Consider the following 26,376-nt stretch of genomic DNA (forward strand, 5'->3'; position numbering starts at 1 on the left):
CCGGGCGCTGCATTCACGCTCGCTGCCTCTTAGAGGGTACGAGCGACTTCGACCTTCTCGAACACTTCGATCTTGTCGCCGACGCGAACGTCGTTGTAGCTCTTCACGCCGATACCGCACTCCATGCCGGCACGGACTTCGGCAACGTCATCCTTGAAGCGGCGCAGGGACTCCAGCTCGCCTTCGAAGATCACCACGTCGTCGCGCAGCACGCGGATCGGACGGTTGCGGTGCACCAGACCCTCGGTGACCATGCAGCCGGCGACCGCGCCGAACTTCGGCGAGCGGAACACGTCACGCACTTCGGCGATACCCAGGATGTTCTCGCGGACATCGCTGCCGAGCATGCCGGTCAGGGCTTTCTTGACGTCTTCGATGATGTCGTAGATCACGTTGTAGTAACGCATGTCCAGGCCTTCGGCCTCGACGATCTTGCGCGCACCGGCGTCGGCACGGACGTTGAAGCCGAACAGCACCGCGTTGGAGGCCAGCGCCAGGTTGGCATCGGACTCGGTGATGCCACCGACGCCGCCGCCGACCACGCGAACCTGCACCTCGTCGTTGCCCAGGCCGCTGAGCGAGCCCTGCAGTGCTTCCAGCGAGCCACGCACGTCAGCCTTGAGGACGATGTTGAGCGTCTTCTTCTCTTCCTGCCCCATGTTCTCGAAGATGTTTTCCAGCTTGCCCGCGTGGGCACGAGCCAGTTTGACCTCGCGGAACTTGCCCTGACGGAACAGAGCGACTTCGCGGGCCTTCTTCTCGTCGGCCACCACGGTCATCTCGTCACCGGCATCCGGAGTGCCATCGAGGCCGAGGATCTCGACCGGAATGGACGGACCGGCTTCCTTGATCGGCTTGCCGTTCTCGTCGAGCATCGCGCGGACACGGCCGTAGTTGACGCCGACCAGCACCATGTCGCCCTGACGCAGGGTGCCGTCCTGGACCAGCACGGTGGCAACCGGGCCACGGCCCTTGTCCAGGCGGGACTCGACCACCACGCCACGGCCGGGGGCCGACGGAGTGGCGGTGAGTTCGAGCACTTCGGCCTGCAGCAGTACGGCTTCGAGCAGTTCGTCGACGCCGGTACCCAGCTTGGCGGACACGTGGACGAAGGGAGCGTCGCCGCCCCACTCTTCCGGGATCACGTCCAGAGCGGCCAGGCCGTTCTTGATGTTGTCCGGGTTGGCGTCCGGCTTGTCGATCTTGTTCACCGCGACCACGATCGGCACGCCAGCCGCTTTCGCGTGCTGCACGGCTTCCTGGGTCTGCGGCATCACGCCGTCGTCGGCCGCCACCACCAGGATGACGATGTCGGTCGCCTGGGCACCACGGGCGCGCATTGCGGTGAACGCAGCGTGGCCGGGGGTGTCGAGGAAGGTGACCATGCCGCGGTCGGTTTCCACGTGGTAGGCGCCGATGTGCTGGGTGATGCCGCCGGCTTCGCCCGCAGCCACCTTGGCACGACGGATGTAGTCGAGCAGGGAGGTCTTGCCGTGGTCGACGTGGCCCATAACGGTCACCACTGGAGCACGGGAAACGGCTTCGCCTTCGAACTTCAGCAACTCGGCCAGCTGTTCTTCCAGGGCGTTCTCACTGACCAGCTTGACCTTGTGGCCGAGTTCTTCGGCGATCAGTTGGGCAGTTTCCTGGTCGAGCACCTGGTTGATGGTCACCGGAGTGCCCATCTTGAACATGAACTTGACGACCTCGGCACCCTTCACCGACATCTGCTGGGCGAGCTCGCCCACGGTGATGGTCTCGCCGATATTCACTTCACGCACAATCGGTCCTGTCGGGCTCTGGAACCCGTGCTGGTTACGCTTCTTCAGCTTGCCCTTGCCGCGACCACCGCCACGACGGCCGAAGCTGTCGTCATCGTCGCCGCCACTGCGCACGACGCGCGGTGCAGTGGTCTTTTCCTTTTCCTTGATCGACGGGCGATGCTGGGCATGCTTGCGATCGCGGCGCTCGTCTTCCTCATCCCGCTTGGGCGCTCGACGCGGCTCTTCCTTCTTGCGGTCATCCGCTGCAGGAGCAGCAGGAGCCGGAGCGGCGGCGGCTGGCGCCGGAACGGCAGCACGCGGCGCTTCGGCGGCAGCAGGAGCGACAGCGGTCGACGCCGCCGCAGCCGCCTGACGGGAAGCATCCGCCTGACGGCGAGCCTCTTCTTCAGCGGCGCGTTGACGAGCCTCTTCCTCGGCCTTCAGACGGGCAGCTTCCTCAGCTGCGCGCTGCTCTTCCAGCTCGCGCTGGCGTTCAGCCTCGAGCTCGTCAGGGCTGCGCTTGACGTAGGTCTTCTTCTTGCGCACCTCAACGCTGACGGTCTTGCTGCCAGCGACCCTGATGGTCGAGGTGGTCTTGCGCTGCAGGGTGATCTTGCGCGGCTCGTCCGCGCGCTCACCATGGTTGCCCTTCAGGTGGGCGAGCAGCGCCTGTTTCTCGCTGTCGGTCACTACCTGCTCGGCATCGTTATGCGGCAGACCGGCTTCGCGCATCTGCTGCAGCAGGCGCTCTACCGGCGTGTCGACCGTCTTGGCCAGTTCTTTCACCGTGACTTGCGTCATGCACTTCTCTCCTCAGGCCGCGAATGCTTACTCGAACCAATGGGCCCGGGCGGCCATGATCAACTTGCCGGCACGCTCTTCGTCCATGCCGTCGATGTCGAGCAGATCGTCAATGGACTGCTCGGCAAGATCTTCACGGGTGGTTACGCCACGCAGCGCCAGATCCACCGCCAGCTCTTTGGTCATGCCATCGAGGCTGAGCAGGTCTTCGGCAGGTTGTGCGTCGGCAAGTTTCTCTTCGGTGGCGATGGCTTTGGTCAGCAGGCGATCCTTGGCGCGCGAGCGCAGCTCGTTGACGATGTCCTCGTCGAAGCCGTCGATGCTGAGCATCTCTTCCATCGGTACGTAGGCAATTTCTTCCAGGGTGGTGAAACCTTCTTCCACCAGCACCTGGGCCAGTTCCTCGTCGACATCCAGCTCGTCGACGAAACGCTGCAGGATGTCGCCTGTTTCAGCCTGCTGCTTGGCCTGGATATCGGCCTCGGTCATCACGTTCAGGGTCCAGCCGGTGAGCTGGCTGGCCAGTCTTACGTTCTGACCGCTGCGCCCGATAGCCTGGGCCAGGTTGTCTTCAGCGACGGCGATATCCATGGTGTGGGTATCCTCGTCGACAATGATCGCCGCCACTTCGGCCGGAGCCATGGCGTTGATCACGAACTGCGCGGGGTTGTCGTCCCACAGGACGATGTCCACGCGCTCGCCGCCCAGTTCGCCGGAAACGGCCTGGACGCGCGAGCCGCGCATGCCGATGCAGGCGCCCTGCGGATCGATGCGCTTGTCCTTGGAGCGGACGGCGATCTTGGCGCGGGAGCCCGGGTCACGGGCGGCGGCCATCACGTCGATCAACTGCTCGGCGATTTCCGGTACCTCGATGCGGAACAGTTCGATCAGCATTTCCGGCGCGGTACGCGACAGGACCAGCTGCGGGCCGCGGTTCTCGCTGCGGATTTCCTTGAGCAGGGCACGCACGCGGGTGCCGACGCGGAAGGTCTCGCGCGGGATGATCTGGTCGCGGGCCAGCAGCGCTTCGGCGTTGTTGCCCAGGTCGACGATCACGTTGTCGCGGGTAACTTTCTTCACGGTGCCGGAGATGATCTCGTTGACCTTCTCGCGGTAGGCGTCGACCACCTGGGCCCGCTCGGCTTCGCGGACCTTCTGCACGATGACCTGCTTGGCGGTCTGGGCGGCGATACGACCGAACTCGATGGACTCGATCTTCTCTTCGATGACTTCGCCGGCCTTCATGCCGGGATGCTCTTCCTGCACGTCTTCGACGGTCAGCTCGGCAGCCGGGTTGGAGTAGTCCTCGTCCTCGACGATGGTCCAGCGACGGAAGGTCTCATAGTTGCCGTTCGCACGGTTGATCTGCACGCGCAGGTCGACCTCGTCCTCGAAACGCTTTTTGGTCGCGGTCGCCAGGGCCAGCTCCAGCGCTTCGAAAATCACGCCAGGCGGTACACCCTTCTCGTTGGATACCGACTCAACAACCAGCAGTACTTCTTTGCTCATCGTACGCCTCGCCTTTCAATCCATTGGAATCCGCGCTCTGGCGGCTCACTCAAATCGGGGAATGATGTTGGCCTTGTCGATCGAGTCGACCGGCAGCAGGTATTCATGGTCATCCACCAGGACCACCACATCCTGCTCCTCCACACCACGGAGAATGCCCTGGAAATTGCGCCGCCGTTCGAAGGGCGTGCGCAGCTTGATCTTTACCTGCTCGCCGGCGTAGCGGGCGAACTGGTCAAGCGTAAAGAGAGGCCGATCCATGCCGGGCGACGACACCTCCAGGGTGTACTCGCCGCTGATCGGGTCTTCCACATCCAGGATGCCGCTGACCTGGCGACTGACGATTTCGCAGTCGTCGATCAGGATGCCTTCCGGACGATCGATATATACCCGGAGCAGGGAATGGCGACCTTGGGAAATGAACTCCAGGCCCCAGCACTCATAGCCGAGCGCTTCTACTACAGGGGCCAACAAGGCCTGCAACTGTTCTAGCTTGCTCGACACCTGATCGCCTCGCGTATGCCGTAGAAACAAAAAATGGGCGAAACGCCCATCCCTTAAGGACCGCCCTACCCTGGCGGCGCGGACTGTCCAGCTAGCAAAAAGCCCCTTAAAAGGGGCTCTGCCAAACTGGTTGCGGGAGCTGGATTTGAACCAACGACCTTCGGGTTATGAGCCCGACGAGCTACCAGACTGCTCCATCCCGCGTCAAAGCTGGTGCGAAATTATACGGTTACGCCCTTGCAAGGTCAACCGAAACTCCGGAACGAAAAGGCCCGCAGAGCGGGCCTTTCGTATATGGTACCGAGGAGGGGACTCGAACCCCTACAGCCTATGGCCACTACCACCTCAAGGTAGCGTGTCTACCAATTCCACCACCTCGGCAAAAAACTTGCCTGCTTACTTCTGATCAGGAGCCGCCGGAACATCACCGCCACCGGCCGCAGGAGCCTGCTTCTGCTCTTGCGCACCCGGCACATCGCCAGCTGCCGGAGCCTGTTCCTGCTTTTGCTCCATCACCACCGGATCAGGAAGCCCGGCGTGACGTATCATATCAGCTTTTTCTTTAGCGAAATACGCTAAACCCAAGCTGGTAATGAAAAAAACTGCAGCGAGTATACCAGTAAAACGGCTCAGGAAGGTGGCGGAACCCTGGCTACCGAAAACGGTGGCCGAAGCACCGGCACCGAACGACGCACCAGCGTCCGCACCTTTGCCATGCTGAAGCAGGACCAGTACAACCAGACCCAGCGCCATCAGCAGGTGAATCACGATTACAACTGTTTCCAGCATCTTCAGTTTCCTGCGGCGCGACAGATCGCACCGAACTCATCCGCATTCAGGGAGGCCCCACCAATGAGCCCCCCATCGATATCCGGCATTCCGAACAGCTCAACAGCGTTAGCCGCCTTGACACTGCCGCCGTACAGGAGACGAAGGCCGCGAGCCACTTCGGCGTTTTCCGCCGAGAGCTGCGCGCGAATCGCCGCGTGCACTTCCTGGGCCTGCTCGGGAGAAGCCGTCAGCCCCGTCCCAATCGCCCACACCGGCTCGTAAGCCACAACAGCGCGGGAGAACGCCCCGACGCCCAAATCTTCGATCACCGAGCCCAACTGGCGCCCGACAACCTCCAAAGTCTTGCCTGCCTCGCGCTGCTCGCGGGTCTCCCCCACACACAGCACCGGAACCAGGCCGCACGACTGAACCGCGGCGAACTTGCGACTGATCACACCATCGCTTTCACCCAGAATCAGGCGACGCTCGGAGTGACCAACCAGCACCAGGGAGCAGCTCGCATCCGCCAACTGACTGGCAGCGACCTCGCCCGTCAAGGCGCCCTGCATCGGCTCTACCGCGCAATTCTGCGCACCGACGGCAATCGCCTTACCTTCCAGGCCATGTTTGACCTGATTGATGTACAGACAAGGCGGAAACACCGCCACGTCGACACCCGTAGGAAGAGCCAGTTGCCGCAGGCCTTTGATCAGCTCCGTTACGCTGGAGCGGGTACCGTGCATTTTCCAATTACCGGCCACCAAGGGTCGACGCATGCTGTACCTCGCTGAGCAAAGTGGGCGCAGATATTACTCGACAGTTTTAGAACTGACAAGAGAAATCAAGCACATACCTCAGTAACGACTTTTGCCAGTTGCTCGGCGTAGGCCCGCACCCGACTCTCTTCGTCACCCTCGACCATCACCCGCACCAGAGGCTCGGTGCCGGACTTACGCAGCAGGACACGTCCACGACCAGCCATTTCGTCGGTGACCTTGGCGCAGGCCTCCTTGACTGCCGGATGCTCCAGCGGGTCGACAGTACCGCCGGCGAAACGTACGTTGATCAGCACCTGCGGGCACTTGCGGATGCCCATCCGCGCCTCGGCCAGTGACTGGCCGCGCGCCTTCAGCGCCATCAGCACCTGCAGCGCAGCGATGGTGGCATCGCCGGTGGTCGTATGCTGGCAGCATACGACATGGCCGGAGTTTTCGCCGCCCAGCTGCCAGTTTCGTGCCTGCAGTTCGGACATCACATAGCGATCGCCGACCTTGGCGCGCACGAACGGGATGCGCAGCTCCTGCAACGCCAGCTCCAGTCCCAGATTGCTCATCAATGTGCCGACCACGCCGCCCTGCAGCTTGCCGCGATCAAGCATGTCGCGAGCGATGAGGAAGATAATCTCGTCGCCATCGACCACCGCGCCGGTGTGATCCACCATCATCACCCGATCGCCATCGCCATCGAAGGCGATACCCAGGTCGGCGTGCTCGGCCAGCACGGCCTCCTGCAGCGCCTCGATATGGGTCGAGCCGCACTTGTCATTGATGTTCAGGCCGTTCGGCTGCACGCCGATCACCGACACCTCGGCACCCAGCTCGCGGAACACGCTCGGGGCGATCTTGTAGGTCGCACCATGGGCGCAATCGAGCACGATGCGAAGCCCGCCGAAGTCGGTATTGGACGGCACGCTGCTCTTGCAGAATTCGATATAGCGGCCGGCGGCATCGTTGATACGCGACACCTTGCCCAGGCGGGCCGACTCGACCACGGTCATCGGAGCGTCGAGCAGCTCTTCGATGATCAGCTCCACCTCATCGGGCAGCTTGGTGCCCTGACCGGAGAAGAACTTGATGCCATTGTCGTCGTGCGGGTTGTGCGACGCACTGATGACGATGCCGGCCTCGGCATGGAAGGTGCGGGTCAGGTAGGCGATACCCGGCGTCGGCATCGGACCGAGCAGCATCACGTCGGCGCCGGCTGCGGAAAGCCCCGCCTCCAGCGCGGATTCGAACATGTACCCGGAAATCCGGGTGTCTTTGCCCACCAGCACGCGGCACTTGCCTTGCTGACGGAACGCCATGCCCACTGCCCAGCCCAGCTTGAGCACGAAATCCGGCGTGATCGGCGGCGTGCCAACGCGGCCACGAATACCATCGGTGCCGAAATACTTCCTGCTCATGCGGATACCCCCTCTTCCTTTGCACTTTCAACTGCGTGAATCATTCGAATCACATCCACTGTCTCGGCGACATCATGGACGCGGATAATACTCGCCCCCTTGGCCACCGCCAGCGCCGCCAGCGCCAGGCTTCCATAGAGGCGCCCATCGACCTCGCGCCCCAGCGCACGACCGACCATGCTCTTGCGCGAGACTCCGACCAGCACCGGGCAGCCCAGCGCCTTCAAGCACTCCATCTGCCGGAACAGGTTGAGGTTATGGTTCTGGGTCTTGGCGAAACCGAAGCCAGGGTCGACGACGATCCGTTCTCGGGCAATGCCCGCCGCCGCACATGCCGCGATGCGCTCCTCGAGGAAGCCACGGACCTCCTGAAGGATGTCCGGGTAGCGCGGGTCGTCCTGCATGTTTCCCGGCTCGCCACGCATGTGCATCAGGCAAACCGGCAACCCGGTATCGACGGCGGCATCCAGGGCGCCATCGCGCTGCAGCGAGCGCACGTCATTGATCAGTCCGGCACCAAGCCGTGCCGATTCGCGCATCACCGCCGGGGTGGAAGTATCCACCGAAATCACCACGTCCAGCTCGCGAGCGATAGCTTCCACAACCGGAGCCACACGCTCCAGCTCTTCGGTGGGAGACACTACTCGCGCACCCGGCCGGGTCGACTCGCCACCGACGTCGATCAGCGTGGCGCCGGCCCCGACCATCTCCGCCGCATGGCGCAACGCCACGTCCAGCCGGTTGAAACGGCCGCCATCGGAGAAGGAGTCGGGGGTGACATTGAGGATGCCCATGACATGCGGGCGCGTTAAATCAAGAACCCGGTTGCCGCAAGGCAACCGGGTCGGGTGGTACAACGAACTCATTCAGTGCTCTCAGTGTTCGCCGGCGGGCCCGCCAATCGGGTTGTCCTGGCGGCCGCCTTCGTCACGCGGCGAGGTGGCGGAACCGGACGAGCCGGAGTTGCCACCCTGCCAGTCACGCGGCTCGCGAGGCGTACGACCAGCCATGATGTCGTCGATCTGATCGGCATCGATGGTTTCGTACTTCATCAGCGCGTCGGCCATCATGTCGAGCTTGTCGCGGTTCTCTTCCAGCAGGCGCTTGGCGGTGCCGTAGCAGTCGTCGATGATGCGGCGCACTTCCTGGTCGATCATCTTGGCGGTCTCGCCGGACACATTGGCGTGCTGGCTACCGGCGCTGCGACCGAGGAACACCTCGCCCTCTTCTTCCGCATACATCAGCGGACCGAGTTTTTCCGACAGGCCCCACTTGGTCACCATGTTCCGCGCCAGCTGGGTGGCACGCATGATGTCGTTGGAAGCGCCGGTGGTCACCCCCTCGAAGCCCAGGGTCATTTCTTCGGCGATACGGCCGCCGAACAGCGAGCAGATCTGGCTTTCCAGGGCGCGCTTGGACAGGCTGTAGCGATCCTCTTCCGGCAGGAACATGGTCACGCCCAGGGCGCGGCCGCGCGGAATGATGGAGACCTTGTAGACCGGGTCGTGCTCCGGAACCAGGCGGCCGACGATGGCGTGGCCGGCTTCGTGGAACGCGGTGTTCTTCTTCTCCTTCTCGGACATGACCATGGTCTTGCGCTCGGCGCCCATCATGATCTTGTCCTTGGCCAGCTCGAACTCGCGCATGTCGACGATGCGCTTGTTGGAGCGGGCGGCGAACAGCGAGGCCTCGTTGACCAGGTTGGCCAGGTCGGCGCCGGAGAAGCCCGGGGTCCCGCGCGCGATCACGGCCGGATCGACGTTGTCACCCAGCGGAACCTTGCGCATGTGCACTTTCAGGATCTGCTCGCGACCGCGGATGTCCGGTAGGCCGACCACCACCTGGCGGTCGAAGCGGCCCGGGCGCAACAGCGCGGGGTCGAGCACGTCCGGACGGTTGGTCGCGGCGATGACGATGATGCCGTCATTCATCTCGAAGCCGTCCATCTCCACCAGCAACTGGTTGAGGGTCTGTTCGCGCTCGTCGTGACCGCCGCCCAGACCGGCGCCACGATGGCGGCCGACAGCGTCGATCTCGTCGATGAAGATGATGCAGGGTGCGTGTTTCTTGGCCTGGTCGAACATGTCGCGGACGCGGGAAGCACCCACGCCGACGAACATTTCCACGAAGTCCGAACCGGAAATGGTGAAGAACGGCACCTTAGCTTCGCCGGCGATCGCCTTGGCGAGCAGGGTCTTACCGGTACCGGGCGGGCCGACCATCAGCACGCCACGAGGGATACGGCCACCCAGGCGCTGGAACTTGCCCGGATCGCGGAGGAATTCCACCAGTTCGCTGACTTCTTCCTTGGCCTCATCGCAACCAGCGACATCGGCGAAGGTGGTCTTCACTTGGTCTTCCGACAGCAGGCGCGCCTTGCTCTTGCCGAAGCTCATCGGGCCGCCACGGCCACCACCGCCGCCCTGCATCTGGCGCATGAAGAACATGAAGACCGCAATGATCACCAGGATCGGGAAGCTCGCCACCAGCAACTGGGTCCAGATGCTCTGCTGCTCGGGCTGCTTGCCTTCGACGACCACGTTGTTGTTGACCAGGTCGCCAATCAGGCCGTTGTCCTGGATGGCCGGGCGGATGGTCTTGAACGTGTCGCCATCCTGACGCTTGCCGGTGATCACGTAGCCGTCGACGGTCACGCGCTCGACCTTGCCGTCCTTCACCTGCTGGATGAAGTCCGAGTAATTGAGCGTCTGCGGCTCGGTCGGGCTGGAGAAGTTGTTCATCACGGTGACCAGTACTGCCGCGATGATCAGCCACAGGATCAGGTTCTTTGCCATGTCGTTCAATTGACTACCCTCTGAAGCCGGCTCCGCCCTGGAAACCGCTTCACACGACGGCCAGACTCCTTCCGGCCAAAATTACTACACAACCCCTGCGGCACGGCAGGCGCCGTCTGTAACCCTTTATGAACTCCGGTTCTCACCGGCACAAGCATAACCTGCAAGCTATAGACCAATAGCCGGCACAATCATTCCAGTCTAGGCGCCGCGGAAGCCTCGTGCGAGCAGATACTGCTCCCGCGAACGGTCGCGGGAAGACAGCGGTTTGCGCATCTGCACCTTCTCGAAGTTCTCGCGAACCATCTTCAGGTAAGTGTCGAAACCTTCACCCTGGAAAATCTTGATCAGGAAGTCGCCCCCCGGACGCAATACCCGGGTGCAGAGATCCAGCGCCAACTCGCAGAGGAACATGGCACGGGGCATGTCCACGGCGGGCAGTCCACTCATATTGGGGGCCATATCGGAAATCACAAGGTCTACAGGATTTTCTCCGATGGCCGCGAGCAATCTGGCGAAGACCTCGTCTTCGGTGAAGTCGCCCTGGATGAAGGTGACGTCCGGGATACTGTCCATCGGCAGGATGTCCGAGGCGATCAGGATGCCCTTGTCGCCGATCACCCGGCTGGTGACCTGGGACCAGCCACCCGGCGCGGCGCCGAGGTCGACCACGGTCATGCCCGGACGCAGGATGCGGTCCTTCTCCTGGATTTCCAGCAGCTTGTAGCTGGCGCGCGAGCGATAACCGTCACGCTGTGCCATCTTCACGTACGGATCGTCGAAATGTTCTTTCAGCCAGCGATGGCTAGTCTTGGAACGGGCCACGTATTACCTCGTCTGAGCGGCATCCCGGTATATCCGAAACTCGGGTAGAATATCCGCCTTTTTTCCCAGGGGTCAGATTATGGCGCTCTCTCAGGAGCAGAAAAAGCAGTTCAAATCTATCGGGCATCACCTGAAACCGGTATTGACCGTCGCTGAAAACGGTCTTTCGGAAGGCGTGATGGCCGAGCTTGAGCGCGCGCTCAACGATCATGAACTGATCAAGGTGCAGTTCCGCATCGTCGAACGCGACGACCGTCGCGCGCTGATCGACGAACTCTGCCAGAACGGCAGCTGCGAACTGGTCCAGGTCATCGGCAAGATGGCGCTGATCTACCGTCGCAATCCCAAGCCGAACCGCAACCTGTCGAACATCAGCCGCTTCAGCGGCCTCTGACGGCCAGGTCCGGCAGCGCGGAGCCAGCCAGGCTCCGCCGCCTCAGTTCCGCCCGTCCCGCCCCGGCGCCGGCTGCAGCACCAGCAGCAACCCGCAGAGCGCCACCACCAGATAGTTGAACAACAGCCAGCGCTCGGCGTCCGGCGCGACCCGACGCACCCCGAAATACACCGCTGTCATCGCCAGCACGCTGAGCAGCAACTGCCCGCGCATCTCGCGAGTGAAGGCGCCGAATCCGCGCACCTGCCAAAGCACCAGAGCCTGGAGAAGCGCGCAGAAGCCGGCGAACCCCAGCAGCAACGGCTTCAGGGTATCCGCCACCGCCTGCACCAGCAGCGGCGCCAGACCGACCTTGCCCAGCGCCGGCAGCACTACGAACTGAAGCAGCCAAAGGCCGCCGACCCAGAATGTCTGGGCCAGCAGCCAACTGGCGGTACCTGCGCCGAGGGCCTGCCGATCAGGCGTGGCGGACTTCAACGATCTCGTACTCGACGTCGCCACCCGGCGTCTTCACCAGTACGGCATCGCCTTCGGTCTTGCCGATCAGCGCGCGGGCGATCGGCGAACTGACCGAGATCTTGCCGTTCTTGATGTCAGCCTCGTCGTCGCCGACGATCTGGTAGGTCACGGCCTCGTCGGTCTCGACGTTGGCGATGTCCACGGTGGTGCCGAAGATCACCTTGCCGCTGTGCGGGATGGTGGTGACATCGATGATCTGCGCGTTGGACAGCTTGGCCTCGATGTCGCGGATGCGCGCCTCGGACATGCCCTGCTGTTCACGGGCCGCGTGGTACTCGGCGTTCTCCTTGAGGTCGCCCAGTTCACGCGCTTCGGCGATGGCCTGGGTGATCTGCGGACGCAGAACGGTCTTCAGGTGTTTCAGTTCTTCTTCCAGGGCGCGGGCGCCCTGGACGGTCATCGGGAATTTGCTCATGCGTTGATTCCTGCATGGAGATCCTGCAGCCGGCGAACGGTCTTCTCGGGACCGAACTTGAGCGCCTCGCAGACCGCCTGCCCCGCCGCGATGGTGGTGGTGCAGTAGATCTTGTGCTGCAGAGCGTTACGACGGATGGAATAGGAATCGGCGATCGACTGGCGACCTTCGGTGGTGTTGATGATCAGAGTGACTTCGTCGTTCTTGATCATGTCGACCACGTGCGGACGACCCTCGGTCACCTTGTTCACACGGCGCACCGGCAGACCGGCGGCCTCGATCACGCGGGCGGTACCGGCAGTGGCGACTACCTCGAAGCCCAGCGCAACCAGGTCGCGAGCGACCTGAACGGCCTGCGGCTTGTCGTCCTCGCGGACGCTGATGAAGGCGCAACCGGCATTCGGCAGGATCTCGCTGGCACCCAGCTGGGCTTTCGCGAAAGCCTCGCCGAAACTGTCGCCGACACCCATCACCTCGCCGGTGGATTTCATCTCCGGGCCGAGGATCGGGTCGACGCCGGGGAACTTGGCGAACGGGAACACCGCTTCCTTGACGCTATAGTACGGCGGGATCACCTCTTCGGTGAAGCCGACTTCAGCCAGGGTCTTGCCGGCCATGACGCGGGCCGCCACCTTGGCCAGGGATTCGCCGATGCACTTGGAGACGAACGGCACGGTACGCGAGGCGCGCGGGTTCACCTCGATCACGTAGATGTTTTCGCCCTGCACCGCCATCTGCACGTTCATCAGGCCGACGACACCCAGCTCCAGGGCCATCTTCTTGACCTGTTCGCGGATCTCGTCCTGGATGTGCATGGGCAGCGAGTAAGGCGGCAGCGAGCAGGCGGAGTCACCGGAGTGCACGCCGGCCTGTTCGATGTGCTGCATGATCGCGCCGATCACCACGGTCTCGCCGTCGCAGACCGCGTCGATGTCGACCTCGATGGCGCAGTTCAGGAAGCGATCGAGCAGCACCGGGCTGTCGTTGGAGACCTTCACCGCCTCGCGCATGTAGCGCTTGAGCTCTTCCTCCTGGTAGACGATTTCCATCGCACGGCCGCCCAGCACGTAGGACGGGCGCACCACCATCGGGTAGCCGATGCTCTTCGACAGGGCCAGGGCTTCGTCTTCGCTGCGTGCGGTGGCGTTGGCCGGCTGGAGCAGGTTCAGGCGCTGGACCATCTGCTGGAAGCGCTCGCGGTCTTCGGCGCGATCGATGGCGTCCGGGCTGGTGCCGATGATCGGCACGCCGGCTTCTTCCAGGGCGCGGCAGAGCTTCAGCGGGGTCTGGCCGCCGTACTGCACGATGACGCCCTTGGGCTGCTCGACGCGGACGATCTCCAGCACGTCTTCCAGGGTCACCGGCTCGAAGTACAGGCGGTCGGAAGTGTCGTAGTCGGTGGAGACCGTCTCCGGGTTGCAGTTGACCATGATGGTCTCGTAACCGTCTTCACGCATCGCCAGCGCGGCGTGCACGCAGCAGTAGTCGAACTCGATACCCTGGCCGATGCGGTTCGGACCGCCGCCGAGGATCATGATCTTGTCGCGGGTCGACGGATTGGCCTCGCACTCTTCCTCGTAGGTCGAGTACATGTAGGCGGTGTCGGTGGCGAATTCGGCGGCGCAGGTGTCGACGCGCTTGTACACCGGCACGACCTTGAGCTTCTGGCGGTGGCTGCGCAGGTTCTTCTCGGTCACACCCAACAGGGCGGCCAGACGCGCATCGGAGAAGCCCTTGCGCTTGAGCTTGTACATCAGGGCGCGGTCGATGGCGGACAGCCCCAGGGTCTTCACGTGCGCCTCATCCTTGACCAGGTCTTCGATCTGCACCAGGAACCACTCGTCGATGCGGGTCAGGTCGAAGACTTCGGCGATGCTCTTGCCGGCGCGGAAGGCGTCGGCGACGTACCAGATGCGCTCGGCATTGGGCACGGTCAGCTCGCGCTTGAGGATGCTTTCGGCTTCCGGATCGCTCAGGTCCAGCCTGGGATCGAAGCCGGCAACGCCGACTTCCAGGCCACGCAGGGCTTTCTGCACGGACTCCTGGAAGGTACGGCCGATGGCCATGACCTCGCCCACGGATTTCATCTGGGTAGTCAGGCGGGCGTCGGCGTTCGGGAACTTCTCGAAGGCGAAACGCGGAATCTTGGTGACGACATAGTCGATCGCCGGCTCGAAGGACGCCGGGGTGCGGCCGCCGGTGATGTCGTTCTGCAGCTCGTCGAGGGTGTAGCCGACGGCCAGCTTGGCGGCGATCTTGGCGATCGGGAAGCCGGTGGCCTTGGAAGCCAGCGCCGAGGAACGCGACACGCGCGGGTTCATCTCGATCACCACCATGCGGCCGGTGTTCGGGCAGATGCCGAACTGCACGTTGGAGCCGCCGGTTTCCACGCCGATCTCGCGCAGCACCGCCAGGGAGGCGTTGCGCATGATCTGGTATTCCTTGTCGGTCAGGGTTTGCGCCGGGGCGACGGTGATCGAGTCACCGGTGTGCACGCCCATCGGGTCGAAGTTCTCGATGGAGCAGACGATGATGCAGTTGTCCTTCTTGTCGCGGACAACCTCCATCTCGTATTCCTTCCAGCCGATCAGCGATTCGTCGATCAGCAGTTCGTTGGTCGGCGACAGGTCCAGGCCGCGGGCGCAGATTTCTTCGAACTCTTCGCGGTTGTAGGCGATGCCGCCGCCGGTGCCACCCATGGTGAAGGACGGACGGATGATGCAGGGGAAGCCGACCTTCTCCAGCACGCCGTAGGCTTCTTCCATGCTGTGGGCGATGCCCGAGCGCGGGCAGGCCAGGCCGATGTCGCGCATGGCCTTGTCGAAGCGCGAGCGGTCTTCGGCCTTGTCGATGGTGTCGGCGTTGGCGCCGATCATTTCCACGCCGAACTGCTCGAGCACGCCGTGGCGCTCCAGGTCCAGGGCGCAGTTCAGCGCGGTCTGGCCGCCCATGGTCGGCAGCAGCGCGTCAGGGCGCTCCTTCTCGATGATCTTGGCGACGGTCTGCCACTTGATCGGCTCGATGTAGGTGGCGTCGGCCATGGCCGGGTCGGTCATGATGGTGGCCGGGTTGGAGTTCACCAGGATGACGCGGAAGCCTTCTTCCTTCAGCGCCTTGCAGGCCTGTGCGCCGGAGTAGTCGAACTCGCAGGCCTGGCCGATGACGATCGGGCCGGCGCCGAGGATCAGGATGCTCTTGATGTCTGTACGCTTGGGCATGGGACTCTCGTTGCAATATTCAGGAAAGGGTTGCGCTGGCCAGCTTCACGCCAAAGCCGACGAACAGGGCGCCGACGCCGCTCGAGGCGCCGGCAGCCAGCCGTTGCCGCCGACGGAACCAGGCCGCCAGACGCACACCGGAAAAAATCAGGAAACTCAGGTACAGGGCGCTGATGATCTCGAGGATCGTGCCCAGCACCAGGAACGACAGGCCGGGGTAGGCGTAGCCCGGGTCGACGAACTGGATGAAGAAGGAGATGAAGAAGAGGATCGCCTTGGGGTTGGACAGGCTCAGCAGCAGCGCCTTGCGGAACGGCTGGTTGACGTCCACCTCCCTGGCCGGCGCAGCGGTTTCGGCCAGGGGCTGGCGCAGCTTCTGCCAGCCGCCGCGGAGCATGCCGATGCCGAGGTAGAGCAGGTAGGCGGCGCCGATGTACTTCAGGCCGAGGAACAGCATCGGCTCGGCCTTGAGCACCGAAGCGATGCCCAGTGCCGAGAGCAGCATCAGGATCGCATCCCCCAGGAACACCGCGCTCGCCGCCCGGTAGCCCGACGCAACGCCGCGCTGGGCGGCGTTGGCGAGCACGAACAGCGAGTTCGGCCCCGGCAGCAGGACGATGAACAGCGTACCCAGGACGTAGGTCCAGAGGTCGGTGATTCCCAGGGTCGGCATCATCTTCTTCTATCCCTTCGAGTCAGGTCTCAGCGACGCTCGGCCATCGCCGCGATGAAGCGGTCGAACAGCGGGGCCACGTCGTGCGGACCGGGGCTGGCTTCCGGGTGACCCTGGAAGCTGAAGGCCACCTTGTCGGTGCGCTCGATACCCTGCAGAGTGCCGTCGAACAGCGACTTGTGGGTGGCGCGCAGATTACTCGGCAGGGTCGACTCGTCCACGGCGAAACCGTGGTTCTGGCTGGTGATCATCACCACGCCCGAGTCCAGGTCCTGCACCGGGTGGTTGGCGCCATGGTGGCCATGGCCCATTTTCACGGTCCTGGCGCCGGAGGCCAGGGCCAGCAGCTGGTGGCCGAGGCAGATGCCGAAGACCGGAATCTCGGTGTCGAGGAACTCACGGATGGCCTGGATGGCGTAGTCGCACGGCTCGGGGTCGCCAGGGCCGTTGGAGAGGAAGATGCCGTCCGGATTCAGGGCGAGCACTTCGCTGGCCGGGGTCTGCGCCGGCACCACGGTCAGGCGGCAGCCGCGGGCGACCAGCATGCGCAGGATGTTCAGCTTCACGCCGAAATCGTAGGCGACCACGTGGTACGGCAGGTCGGCGGCGGCGATTTCCGGGTGGCTGTCGGTTTCCAGGTTCCACACGCTGGAGCGCCACTCGTAGCGCTCGGTGGAGGACACGACCTTCGCCAGGTCCATGCCTTTCAGGCCCGGGAAGCCGCGTGCCAGTTCGAGGGCTTTTTCCTCGGTGGCGTCGTCACCGGCGAGGATGCAGCCGTTCTGCGAACCCTTCTCGCGCAGGATGCGGGTCAGGCGGCGGGTGTCGATGCCAGCGATGGCGACGGTGCCGTTCTCCTTCAGGTAGTCGGGCAGCGACTGCTTGTCGCGCCAACTGCTGGAGAGCAGCGGCAGGTCGCGGATGATCAGGCCGGCGGCCCAGACCTTGTTCGATTCGGCGTCTTCCGGCGTGGTGCCGGTGTTGCCGATGTGCGGGTAGGTCAGGGTGACGATCTGTTGGGCGTAGGAAGGATCGGTAAGGATTTCCTGGTAGCCGGTCATGGCGGTGTTGAACACCACCTCTCCGACGGTCTGGCCGTCGGCGCCGATGGCTTCACCGCGAAAAACGCTGCCGTCGGCAAGTGCAAGTATGGCTGGCTTAGTCAAGAAGACCTCCCGTAGTTCAAGCCTGGCTGGGCGTGCGCAGATTGTAAAAAAGCGGGATGACGTCAGAAGAAGTCATCCCGCTTTTTATGTGATCATGCTGCGCTGCTTTTAGTGGACACACTAAAGCTGTAGTTTACAGAAAAGCGACATCATGGTCCACCTTTTGCACGACGTACGGCCATGCCGCTCAGCGTCGGATTTCGATCTCGCGAGCTAGACGCAGCAGATCGAAAGCAGGCGCTCAACGCAGGCCGAGCACGTCCTGCATGTCGTACAGCCCGTTGCCCTGCCCTTCCAGCCACTGCGCGGCACGCACCGCGCCACGGGCGAAGGTCATGCGGCTGGAGGCCTTGTGGGTGATCTCCACGCGCTCGCCGTCGGCGGCGAACAGCACGGTGTGATCGCCCACCACGTCGCCGGCACGCACGGTGGCGAAGCCGATGGTCTCGCGCGGGCGGGCGCCGGTCTGGCCTTCGCGCCCGTAAACAGCCACTTTCTCCAGGTCACGCCCCAGCGCGTTGGCCACCACTTCACCCATGCGCAGCGCAGTACCCGACGGCGCATCGACCTTGTGGCGGTGGTGCGCCTCGATGATCTCGATGTCCACCTCGTCGCCCAGCACGCGGGCGGCGGTGTCGAGCAGCTTCAGGCAGAGGTTCACGCCGACGCTGTAGTTGGCGGCGAAGACGATCGGGATGTCCTTGGCCGCGTCGCTCAGCAGCGCCTTCTCCTCGACGCTGAAGCCGGTGGTGCCGATGACCATGGCCTTGCCCGCCTTGCGGCAGACTTCCAGGTTCTTCAGGGTCACGGTCGGATGGGTGAAGTCGATCAGCACGTCGAACTCGTCGATCACCCTGGACAGATCACCCGACAGCGGCACGCCGATGCGGCCCAGGCCGACCAGCTCGCCGGCGTCGGCACCCACCAGGGTGCTGTCCGGACGACCGACCGCCGCGGTCAAGCCAGCGCTGCCGCCGGTCTGCTGCACCGCTTCGATCAAGGCCTTGCCCATGCGCCCGGCGGCGCCCATTACGGCAATACGTCGCATATATACAGCTCCAAGCCAGAAAGCCCCGGACGGCTCGTCACCGCCCGGGACCCTGCATCATAGATCGTCGAAGAAGCGCTTCATGCCCTCGAACCAGCCGCTGGCCTTGGGCGAATGGGAGGCGTTGCCCTGCAGGGTTCCGCGGAACTCCTCGAGCAGCTCGCGCTGGCGCTTGTCCAGGTTGACCGGGGTTTCCACCACCACGCGGCACATCAGGTCGCCGGCACCGCCACCACGCACCGGGGCGACGCCCTTGCCGCGCAGGCGGAACAGCTTGCCGGTCTGGGTGCCCTCGGGAATCTTCAGCTTCACGCGGCCATCCAGGGTCGGGACTTCCAGCTCGCCACCCAGGGCGGCGTCAGCGAAGCTGATCGGCACCTCGCAGTACAGATGCTTGCCGTCACGCTGGAAGATGTCGTGCTCGCGCACGTTCACCACCACGTACAGATCGCCCGCCGGGCCACCGTGGGCGCCGGCCTCGCCTTCGCCGGTCAGGCGGATGCGGTCGCCGGTATCGACGCCGGCCGGCACTTTCACCGACAGGGTCTTGTGTTCTTCCACGCGGCCCTGGCCGTGGCAGGAGCCACAGGGGTCGGTGATCATCTTGCCGCTGCCGTGGCAGCGCGGGCAGGTCTGCTGCACCGAGAAGAAGCCCTGCTGCATACGCACCTGGCCGATACCGCCGCAGGTGGTGCAGGTGACCGGCGTGGTGCCGGGCTTGGCGCCGCTGCCGTTGCAGGTCTTGCAGCCGACCAGGGTCGGTACGCGGATGGTCACGGTGGTGCCGCGCACCGCGTCTTCCAGATCCAGGTCGAGGGTGTAGCGCAGGTCGGCGCCGCGCTGCGGGCCGCCACGGGAGCCGCCGCGTCCGCCGCCGCCACCGAAGAAGTCGCTGAAGACATCACCGAAGATGTCCGAGAAGCTCGCCCCACCGAAGCCCGCACCCGCGCCGCCCATCTGCGGATCGACGCCGGCATGGCCGTACTGATCGTAAGCCGCGCGCTTGCTGGCGTCGGACAGGATCTCGTAGGCCTCGTTGGCCTCCTTGAATTTCTCCTCGGCCTCCTTGTCGCCGGGATTGCGGTCCGGGTGGAACTTCATGGCCAGCCGGCGATAGGCCTTCTTCAGGTCCGACTCGCTGGCGCCACGCTCGACACCCAGTACCTCGTAAAAATCACGCTTGGCCATAACCTTCCTGCACCTTGAAAACCTCTCCCCCAGACACGCCGACGCGGGAGCAAGCCCCCGCGCGACGTTTCATGCGCACCGACACGCTGGTCGGTGCGCCGGAGCGGAAGCAAGCACGCGGCTTACTTGTTCTCCTTGACCTCTTCGAACTCGGCGTCGACGACATCGTCGCCCGCCTTGTCGTCAGCGGCCTCGCCCTGAGCGGCAGCGCCCGGCTGCGGCTGTTCGGCGTACATCTTCTGAGCCAGCGGAGCGGACGCCTGGGACAGCGCGTTCATCTTCGCCTCGATCTCGGCCTTGTCGTCGCCCTTCACGGCGACTTCCAGCTCGCCCAGCGCCTTCTCGATGGCAGCCTTTTCCTCGGCGGTGGCCTTGTCGGCGGCCTCGGTGATCATCTTGCGAGTGGCGTGGACCAGCGCGTCGCCCTGGTTGCGGGCAGCGGCCAGTTCCTCGAACTTGCGGTCTTCCTCGGCGTTGGCCTCGGCGTCACGCACCATTTGCGCGATTTCTTCCTCGGACAGGCCCGAGGAGGCCTTGATCACGATGGACTGCTGCTTGCCGGTGGCCTTGTCCTTCGCGCCCACGTGCAGGATGCCGTTGGCGTCGATATCGAAGGTCACTTCGATCTGCGGCACGCCGCGCGGAGCCGGCGGGATGTCGGCCAGGTCGAACTTGCCCAGCGACTTGTTCTGCGCGGCCTGCTTGCGCTCGCCCTGCAGCACGTGGATGGTCACGGCGCCCTGGTTGTCGTCGGCGGTGGAGAACACCTGCGACTTCTTGGTCGGGATGGTGGTGTTCTTGTCGATCAGCGCGGTCATCACGCCACCGAGGGTCTCGATGCCCAGGGTCAGCGGGGTGACGTCGAGCAGCAGCACGTCCTTCACATCGCCGGCCAGCACGGCGCCCTGGATGGCGGCGCCCATGGCGACGGCTTCGTCCGGGTTGACGTCCTTGCGCGCTTCCTTGCCGAAGAACTCGGCAACGGTCTTCTGCACCAGCGGCATGCGGGTCTGGCCACCGACCAGGATCACTTCGTCGATCTTCGAGACGTCCAGGCCGGCGTCTTTCAGCGCAACGCGGCACGGCTCAATGGTGCGGGTGACCAGGTCTTCCACCAGGGATTCCAGCTTGGCGCGGGACACCTTGACGTTCAGGTGTTTCGGGCCGCTGGCGTCAGCGGTGACGTACGGCAGGTTGACGTCGGTCTGCTGGGTCGAGGACAGCTCGATCTTGGCCTTCTCGGCAGCTTCCTTCAGGCGCTGCATGGCCAGCGGGTCGCCCTTGAGGTCCATGCCCGACTCTTTCTTGAATTCCTCGACGAGGTAGTCGATCAGGCGCAGGTCGAAGTCTTCACCACCGAGGAAGGTGTCGCCGTTGGTGGCCAGCACTTCGAACTGGTGCTCGCCATCGACTTCGGCGATCTCGATCACGGAAACGTCGAAGGTACCGCCACCCAGGTCGTAGACGATGATGGTGTGGTCGCCCTTGGCCTTGTCCAGGCCGTAGGCCAGCGCGGCCGCGGTCGGCTCGTTGATGATGCGCTTGACGTCCAGGCCGGCGATGCGGCCGGCGTCCTTGGTGGCCTGGCGCTGACTGTCGTTGAAGTAGGCCGGAACGGTAATGACCGCTTCGGTGACCGGCTCGCCCAGGTAGTCCTCGGCGGTTTTCTTCATCTTCTTCAGGACTTCGGCGGAGACCTGCGGCGGAGCCATCTTCTGGCCCTTGGCCTCGACCCAGGCGTCGCCGTTGTCAGCCTTGACGATGTTGTACGGCACCATCTTGATGTCTTTCTGTACGACGTCTTCCTCGAAGCGGCGGCCGATCAGGCGCTTGACTGCGTACAGGGTGTTCTTCGGGTTGGTCACTGCCTGGCGCTTGGCCGGCTGGCCGACCAGGATCTCGCCATCGTTGGCGTAACCGATGATCGACGGGGTGGTACGAGCGCCTTCGGCGTTCTCGATGACCTTGACGTTACCGTTCTCCAGGATGGACACACAGGAGTTGGTGGTCCCCAGGTCGATACCAATGATTTTGCCCATATTCACTCTCCAGAAATTAGATTCCGCGCTGACCCTGTTGCGGGTCTTTGGCTCGGTTGATTACCCAGATGGGGACCGGGTGGTGGATTTCAAGCCTTCTCGTCGATCGAAGGCGGGGTTTGTTCGGGCGCCTTGCTGACCACGACCATCGCCGGGCGCAGCAGGCGGCCATTGAGCAGGTAGCCCTTCTGGAACACCTTGACCACGCTGCCGGGCTCCAGGTGCACACTCTCCTCCATCGCCATGGCCTGGTGATGCTCGGGATTGAACGGCTCGCCGTGCGGGTCGACCGGCTCCAGGCTGTAGCGCTTGAGCGTGTCGTGGAACATCTTCAGGGTCAGCTCGATGCCTTCGCGCATCGGCTTGATCGCCCCGTCGTCCGGGCTGGACATCTCCAGCGCGCGCTCCAGGGTATCGACGATCGGCAGCAGGTCGCCGGCGAACTTCTCCAGGGCGAACTTGTGCGCCTTCTCCACGTCCTGCTCGGCACGGCGGCGGACGTTCTGCAGTTCGGCAACGGCGCGCAGGCTCTGGTCCTTCGCCGCGGCGACCTGTTCTTCCAGCTCCAGCACGCGGGCGTTCAGGTCCTCGGCGGCGCCGGTTTCCGGCTGCTCGTTGAACTGGGAATCCTGAGTCTGTTGCTCGTCAGACATGCCACTCTCCAAAAAAGAAAATAAGCCTTTGAAAACAAAGCGAACCCAATGATCCGCGACTCTGCCGTCTATATGGGGGGCATTTTTTCGAGTTCAAGGGTGCCGGCCTCAAGGGAAGGCCCTGGGAGACGAGAGAGAATTGCCAGCGGCGGAAAATACTGTATAAATAACCAGACATTTCTGCGGAGCCACCGCCCATGCTGGTTCATCTGTCCGTGCACAACTACGCCATCGTCGAGCACCTCGATCTCGAGCTCGCCGCCGGCATGACCGTGATCACCGGCGAAACCGGCGCCGGCAAATCGATCATGCTCGACGCCCTTGGCCTGGCCCTGGGCGATCGCGCCGACAGCGGCGTGGTCCGCCCCGGCGCCGACAAGGCCGACATTCTCGCCAGCTTCGATGTCGCCGCCATCGCCGAGGCCCGCGACTGGCTGGCCGAGCGCGACCTGGAACAGGACGGCCCGTGCATCCTGCGCCGGGTGATCACCGCCGAAGGCCGCTCCCGCGCCTACATCAACGGCACGCCCTGCCCGCTCGGCGACCTCAAGCACCTGGGCGAGCTGCTCATCGACATCCACAGCCAGCACGAGCACCAGTCCCTGCTCAAGGCCGACACCCACCGCCGCCTGCTCGACGAATACGCCGGCAGCCAGGACCTCGCGCGCCAGGTACAGCTCGCCGCGCAACGCTGGAAGCAGACTCGCCAGGAGCTGGACCGCCTGTCGCGCAACGGAGACGAGCAGCGCGCCCGGCACCAGTTGCTCAGCTACCAGCTGGAAGAGCTGGAAAACCTCGGCCTGGGCGACAACGAACTGGAGACGCTGGAAGCCGAGCACAAGACCCTGAGCAACGCCGGCAGCCTGATCGCCGCCTGCCGCCAGGTGGTGGAACTGTGCAGCGAGAGCGACGCCGGCAACGTGCTCTCCGCCCTGACCTCGAGTCTCAACCGCCTCACCGCCTTCCCGAGCCAGCCGCCCGCGCTGGGCGAAGCGGTAAACCTGCTGTCCAGCGCGCAGATCCAGGTCGAAGAAGCCATTGGCGAGCTGAACCGCTTCGTCGACAACTTCGACGCCGACCCCATGCGCCTGCAGCAACTGGAAGAACGCATGGACGCCATCTACAGCCTGGCACGCAAGCACCGGGCACAGCCGCACGAACTGCAGGAACTGCAGCAACGCCTGCTGGATGAACTGGAAGCGCTGAACGCCGACGACGAAGCCGTCGAGCGCCTGGGCGACGAGCTGGCCGCCTATGCCCGGCATTATCGGGAGAAGGCGGACGAACTCGGCCGCATCCGCCGCAGCGCCGCGCCGCAACTGGCCAAGGCGGTGGAAGTCGAGATGCAGCGCCTGGGCATGCCCGGCGGGCGCTTCGCCATCGAGCTGCGCGATGCCGCTTCGGACGAGCCGCAGGTGAACGGCCTGGAGCAGCTGGAATTCCTGGTCAGCGCCAACCCCGGGCAACCGATGAAGGGGCTGGCGAAGGTCGCCTCCGGCGGCGAATTGTCACGCATCAGCCTGGCGATCCAGGTGATCACCGCGCAGACCTCGCGTATTCCCACCCTGGTCTTCGACGAAGTCGACGTCGGCATCGGCGGCCCCACCGCCGAAGTGGTCGGCCAGCTGCTGCGCCGCCTGGGCGAGCGCGGCCAGGTGCTAACCGTCACCCACCTGCCACAGGTCGCCGCCCAGGGCCACCAGCACCTGTTCGTGCACAAGGACCGCGACACCAGCGAAACCCGCACCGCCGTCGCCAACCTGAAGAAGGCCGAGCGCATCGAGGAAATCGCCCGCATGCTCGGCGGCGTCGACCTGACCAAGGAATCCCTCGCCCACGCGCGCAAGATGGTGGATTCGGCGACACAGGGATAAATCCCTGTAGGAGCGAGCTTGCTCGCGAACCGCATAACGCCGGAGCCGCCAGCAAAATCGTTTGCGAGCAAGCCCGCTCCCGCGAAAAGCCGCTAAACGAAAACGGCGACCCGAGGGTCGCCGTTCTGCATTGCGCGTACGCTTATTTCTTCTTGCGCACGTAGAGCACCAGGTTGTGATCGACGAGGTCGAAACCGCGCTCGTTGACGATCGCCCTCTGGCGCTTCTCGATTTCCGAGTCCATGAACTCGATGACTTCGCCGGTATCGACGCAGACCATGTGGTCGTGATGACCGCTGTCGGCCAGCTCGAAGACGGCATGGCCGCCGTCGAAGTTGTGGCGAACCACCAGACCGGCGGCCTCGAACTGGGTCAGTACGCGATAGACGGTGGCCAGACCTACGTCTTCCCCCGCCTCCATCAGCGCTTTGTAAACATCCTCCGCGCTCATGTGGCGTTGCTCGGCGGAATCGAGCATCTGGAGGATCTTGACGCGCGGCAGCGTGACCTTCAGTCCGACTTTGCGCAGTTCGTTATTTTCAACCATGTGTGCTTTCTCGGCGCGGGATGCTTCGCAGCTTCCATCAATGCAGGTATGATCGGGGTTTCGTCGCTCAGCCAAGATAGTGGAAGTCACCCCTCGATGCAAAACGCCAAGCTCATGCTGACCAGTCTCGCTTTCGCGCTGGGACTCGCCGCACTCGCCGGTTGCTCTTTCCCGGGGGTCTACAAGATCGATATCCAGCAGGGCAACGTCGTAACACAAGACATGATAGACCAGTTGAAGCCCGGAATGACCCGGCGCCAAGTGCGGTTTATCATGGGTAACCCGTTGATCACCGACACTTTCCACCCCAATCGCTGGGACTACCTGTACAGCATCCAGCCGGGCGGCTCACAGCGCCAGCAGGAGCGCGTGACCCTGCACTTCGGCGAGAGCGACCAGCTGATCGGCCTCAACGGCGATTTCATGCCCGGCGTGAGCCGCGACGAGTCGATCCTCGGCAAGGAAGGCAGCCCGGCCACCACGCCGTCGCAGCCGGCCCAGCAGCCCGAACAGCCCAAGGAAGAACCGGCCAGGCCCGGTTCCGTGGAAGAGCAGATCCAGAAGGAAGTGGACCAGGTGGAAACCGTGCCGATCCCGACCCCGGAACCGCTGGACACGACCCCGCAATAAGGGTCCGCTGCAACGAAGAAGCCCGGCCAGTGCCGGGCTTTTTGTTGCCTTCGATTTCCTTGCCCGAAGGCTCAGCCCCTGGCCGCCCTGGCCCGCGCCGCGCGCTGCTTGCGCACTTCCTTGGGATCGGCGATCAGCGGCCGGTAGATCTCCACCCGCTCGCCGTCTTCCAGCACGCGCTCATCGGGCCTGGCCACGGCCTTGCCGAAGATGCCCAGCGGGCAATTCCGCACATCCAGGCCGGGAAACTGCGCGGCGATGCCCGACAGCAGCACCGCTTCGCGCACCCGCGTGCCGTAGGGCACGCTCAGGCGCAGCAGGGCCTGCCGCTCCGGCAGCGCGTAGACCACCTCGACGGCAATGCTCGCCGGTTCAGCCATGGAGCTGCTTGGCGCGCTGGCAGAAGGCGTCGACCATGGTGTTCGCCGCCTGGGTGAACAGCGGGCCGAGGGTCGCCTTCACCAGCGCGCCCGCGTAGTCGAAGGTCAGGTCGAGGGAGATCTTGCAGGCCTTGTCGCCCAGCGCCTTGAAGGTCCACACGCCGTGCAGCTGGGTGAAGGGGCCTTCCTCGAGGTTCATCTCGATGCTCTGGCCGGGCACCAGCGCATTACGCGTAGTGAAGCGCTGGGTGATGCTGCCCTTCGCCACGGTCAGCTCGGCGCGCATCGACACCTCGCTTTCGTCCAGCACGGTGGAAGCCGAACACCAGGGCAGGAATTCCGGATAGCGCGCCACATCGTTGACCAGGTCGTACAGCGCCCTCGCCGGATAGGGCAGCAGCGCCGAACGCTGGATATGCGTGCTCATAGACGTCTCGCTTTGTTATGGGGCGACTCGAACGCCCGCTGATCAAAAACAGCGC

24 protein-coding genes and 2 tRNA genes are annotated in these 26,376 nt (G+C 64.0%); 3 read left to right on the forward strand and 23 right to left on the reverse strand.

Features of this window, described 5'->3' with window-relative positions; all coding sequences use genetic code 11:
- Nucleotides 1-29: 29 nt before the first annotated feature.
- The 11 genes from infB to rlmE all read right to left on the reverse strand — a co-directional run bounded on the left by infB (nt 30) and on the right by rlmE (nt 11,150).
- Nucleotides 30-2,564 (reverse strand): translation initiation factor IF-2, encoded by a 2,535-nt coding sequence (gene infB, locus AC3B6A_RS23355; protein WP_488399476.1) that lies wholly within the window; start codon nt 2,562-2,564, stop codon nt 30-32.
- 27 nt (nt 2,565-2,591) lie between these two features.
- Nucleotides 2,592-4,073, reverse strand: coding sequence for a transcription termination factor NusA (nusA, locus tag AC3B6A_RS23360; RefSeq protein WP_254472554.1), 1,482 nt, complete (start codon nt 4,071-4,073; stop codon nt 2,592-2,594).
- Between the two features lie 45 nt (nt 4,074-4,118).
- On the reverse strand, nt 4,119-4,577 hold the full coding sequence (rimP, locus tag AC3B6A_RS23365; protein WP_488399477.1) for a ribosome maturation factor RimP: 459 nt from the start codon (nt 4,575-4,577) through the stop codon (nt 4,119-4,121).
- A gap of 127 nt (nt 4,578-4,704) precedes the next feature.
- Nucleotides 4,705-4,781 (reverse strand) — tRNA-Met (locus AC3B6A_RS23370).
- 91 nt (nt 4,782-4,872) lie between these two features.
- Nucleotides 4,873-4,958, reverse strand: a tRNA-Leu gene (locus tag AC3B6A_RS23375).
- Between the two features lie 15 nt (nt 4,959-4,973).
- Nucleotides 4,974-5,366 carry a preprotein translocase subunit SecG gene (secG, locus tag AC3B6A_RS23380; RefSeq protein WP_488399478.1) on the reverse strand — a complete coding sequence of 131 codons (393 nt, stop codon included), beginning with the start codon at nt 5,364-5,366 and terminating at the stop codon, nt 4,974-4,976.
- Nucleotides 5,367-5,368: 2 nt separating this feature from the next.
- Nucleotides 5,369-6,124 carry a triose-phosphate isomerase gene (gene tpiA, locus AC3B6A_RS23385; RefSeq protein ID WP_488399479.1) on the reverse strand — a complete coding sequence of 252 codons (756 nt, stop codon included), beginning with the start codon at nt 6,122-6,124 and terminating at the stop codon, nt 5,369-5,371.
- A 65-nt stretch (nt 6,125-6,189) separates the two neighbouring features.
- Nucleotides 6,190-7,530, reverse strand: coding sequence for a phosphoglucosamine mutase (glmM, locus tag AC3B6A_RS23390; protein WP_488399480.1), 1,341 nt, complete (start codon nt 7,528-7,530; stop codon nt 6,190-6,192).
- Complete coding sequence (folP, locus tag AC3B6A_RS23395) at nt 7,527-8,396, reverse strand: dihydropteroate synthase (RefSeq protein ID WP_488399481.1); 870 nt, start codon at nt 8,394-8,396, stop codon at nt 7,527-7,529. Before folP ends, glmM begins: the two co-directional genes overlap by 4 nt.
- Before the next feature lie 9 nt (nt 8,397-8,405).
- Nucleotides 8,406-10,325: an ATP-dependent zinc metalloprotease FtsH gene (ftsH, locus tag AC3B6A_RS23400; protein WP_488403682.1), complete on the reverse strand. Its 1,920-nt coding sequence runs from the start codon at nt 10,323-10,325 to the stop codon at nt 8,406-8,408.
- 201 nt (nt 10,326-10,526) lie between these two features.
- Nucleotides 10,527-11,150 carry a 23S rRNA (uridine(2552)-2'-O)-methyltransferase RlmE gene (rlmE, locus tag AC3B6A_RS23405; RefSeq protein ID WP_488399482.1) on the reverse strand — a complete coding sequence of 208 codons (624 nt, stop codon included), beginning with the start codon at nt 11,148-11,150 and terminating at the stop codon, nt 10,527-10,529.
- Between the two features lie 79 nt (nt 11,151-11,229).
- Here rlmE and AC3B6A_RS23410 point away from each other — a divergent pair, with 79 nt between their 5' ends.
- Entirely contained in the window at nt 11,230-11,544 is a 315-nt protein-coding gene (locus AC3B6A_RS23410; protein WP_488399483.1) for a YhbY family RNA-binding protein, read from the forward strand.
- Between the two features lie 42 nt (nt 11,545-11,586).
- Here the strand turns inward: AC3B6A_RS23410 and AC3B6A_RS23415 are convergent, their stop codons facing one another.
- The 9 genes from AC3B6A_RS23415 to grpE all read right to left on the reverse strand — a co-directional run bounded on the left by AC3B6A_RS23415 (nt 11,587) and on the right by grpE (nt 22,463).
- Complete coding sequence (locus AC3B6A_RS23415) at nt 11,587-12,021, reverse strand: DUF4149 domain-containing protein (RefSeq protein WP_488399484.1); 435 nt, start codon at nt 12,019-12,021, stop codon at nt 11,587-11,589.
- Nucleotides 12,002-12,478, reverse strand: coding sequence for a transcription elongation factor GreA (gene greA / locus AC3B6A_RS23420; RefSeq protein ID WP_488399485.1), 477 nt, complete (start codon nt 12,476-12,478; stop codon nt 12,002-12,004). Before greA ends, AC3B6A_RS23415 begins: the two co-directional genes overlap by 20 nt.
- Nucleotides 12,475-15,696, reverse strand: a complete 3,222-nt coding sequence (gene carB / locus AC3B6A_RS23425; RefSeq protein ID WP_488399486.1) for a carbamoyl-phosphate synthase large subunit — start codon at nt 15,694-15,696, stop codon at nt 12,475-12,477. The genes greA and carB overlap by 4 nt, the downstream gene beginning before the upstream one ends.
- Before the next feature lie 19 nt (nt 15,697-15,715).
- Complete coding sequence (gene leuE / locus AC3B6A_RS23430; RefSeq protein ID WP_488403683.1) at nt 15,716-16,369, reverse strand: leucine efflux protein LeuE; 654 nt, start codon at nt 16,367-16,369, stop codon at nt 15,716-15,718.
- Between the two features lie 29 nt (nt 16,370-16,398).
- Nucleotides 16,399-17,535, reverse strand: a complete 1,137-nt coding sequence (gene carA, locus AC3B6A_RS23435; RefSeq protein WP_488399487.1) for a glutamine-hydrolyzing carbamoyl-phosphate synthase small subunit — start codon at nt 17,533-17,535, stop codon at nt 16,399-16,401.
- Nucleotides 17,536-17,776: 241 nt separating this feature from the next.
- On the reverse strand, nt 17,777-18,583 hold the full coding sequence (gene dapB, locus AC3B6A_RS23440) for a 4-hydroxy-tetrahydrodipicolinate reductase (RefSeq protein WP_488399488.1): 807 nt from the start codon (nt 18,581-18,583) through the stop codon (nt 17,777-17,779).
- Between the two features lie 57 nt (nt 18,584-18,640).
- Complete coding sequence (dnaJ, locus tag AC3B6A_RS23445; protein ID WP_488399489.1) at nt 18,641-19,771, reverse strand: molecular chaperone DnaJ; 1,131 nt, start codon at nt 19,769-19,771, stop codon at nt 18,641-18,643.
- 122 nt (nt 19,772-19,893) lie between these two features.
- Nucleotides 19,894-21,810 (reverse strand): molecular chaperone DnaK, encoded by a 1,917-nt coding sequence (gene dnaK, locus AC3B6A_RS23450; RefSeq protein ID WP_488399490.1) that lies wholly within the window; start codon nt 21,808-21,810, stop codon nt 19,894-19,896.
- Between the two features lie 89 nt (nt 21,811-21,899).
- Complete coding sequence (gene grpE, locus AC3B6A_RS23455) at nt 21,900-22,463, reverse strand: nucleotide exchange factor GrpE (RefSeq protein ID WP_488399491.1); 564 nt, start codon at nt 22,461-22,463, stop codon at nt 21,900-21,902.
- Nucleotides 22,464-22,660: 197 nt separating this feature from the next.
- Between grpE and recN the strand changes: the two genes are divergently transcribed.
- The gene (gene recN / locus AC3B6A_RS23460) at nt 22,661-24,337 is read left to right on the forward strand and encodes a DNA repair protein RecN (RefSeq protein ID WP_488399492.1); all 1,677 of its coding nucleotides are present in this window, start codon (nt 22,661-22,663) and stop codon (nt 24,335-24,337) included.
- A 142-nt stretch (nt 24,338-24,479) separates the two neighbouring features.
- Here the strand turns inward: recN and fur are convergent, their stop codons facing one another.
- Nucleotides 24,480-24,884, reverse strand: coding sequence for a ferric iron uptake transcriptional regulator (fur, locus tag AC3B6A_RS23465; RefSeq protein WP_488399493.1), 405 nt, complete (start codon nt 24,882-24,884; stop codon nt 24,480-24,482).
- Between the two features lie 96 nt (nt 24,885-24,980).
- On the opposite strand from fur, the gene AC3B6A_RS23470 reads away from it, so the two are divergent.
- On the forward strand, nt 24,981-25,514 hold the full coding sequence (locus AC3B6A_RS23470; protein ID WP_488399494.1) for an outer membrane protein assembly factor BamE: 534 nt from the start codon (nt 24,981-24,983) through the stop codon (nt 25,512-25,514).
- 71 nt (nt 25,515-25,585) lie between these two features.
- Here the strand turns inward: AC3B6A_RS23470 and AC3B6A_RS23475 are convergent, their stop codons facing one another.
- A complete protein-coding gene (locus tag AC3B6A_RS23475; protein ID WP_488399495.1) occupies nt 25,586-25,894 on the reverse strand; it encodes an RnfH family protein in 309 nt (102 codons plus the stop codon).
- Nucleotides 25,887-26,321 carry a type II toxin-antitoxin system RatA family toxin gene (locus AC3B6A_RS23480; RefSeq protein WP_488399496.1) on the reverse strand — a complete coding sequence of 145 codons (435 nt, stop codon included), beginning with the start codon at nt 26,319-26,321 and terminating at the stop codon, nt 25,887-25,889. The genes AC3B6A_RS23475 and AC3B6A_RS23480 overlap by 8 nt, the downstream gene beginning before the upstream one ends.
- Between the last annotated feature and the right edge of the window lie 55 nt (nt 26,322-26,376).

The sequence above is a fragment of the Pseudomonas sp. B12(2026) genome (assembly GCF_057767015.1).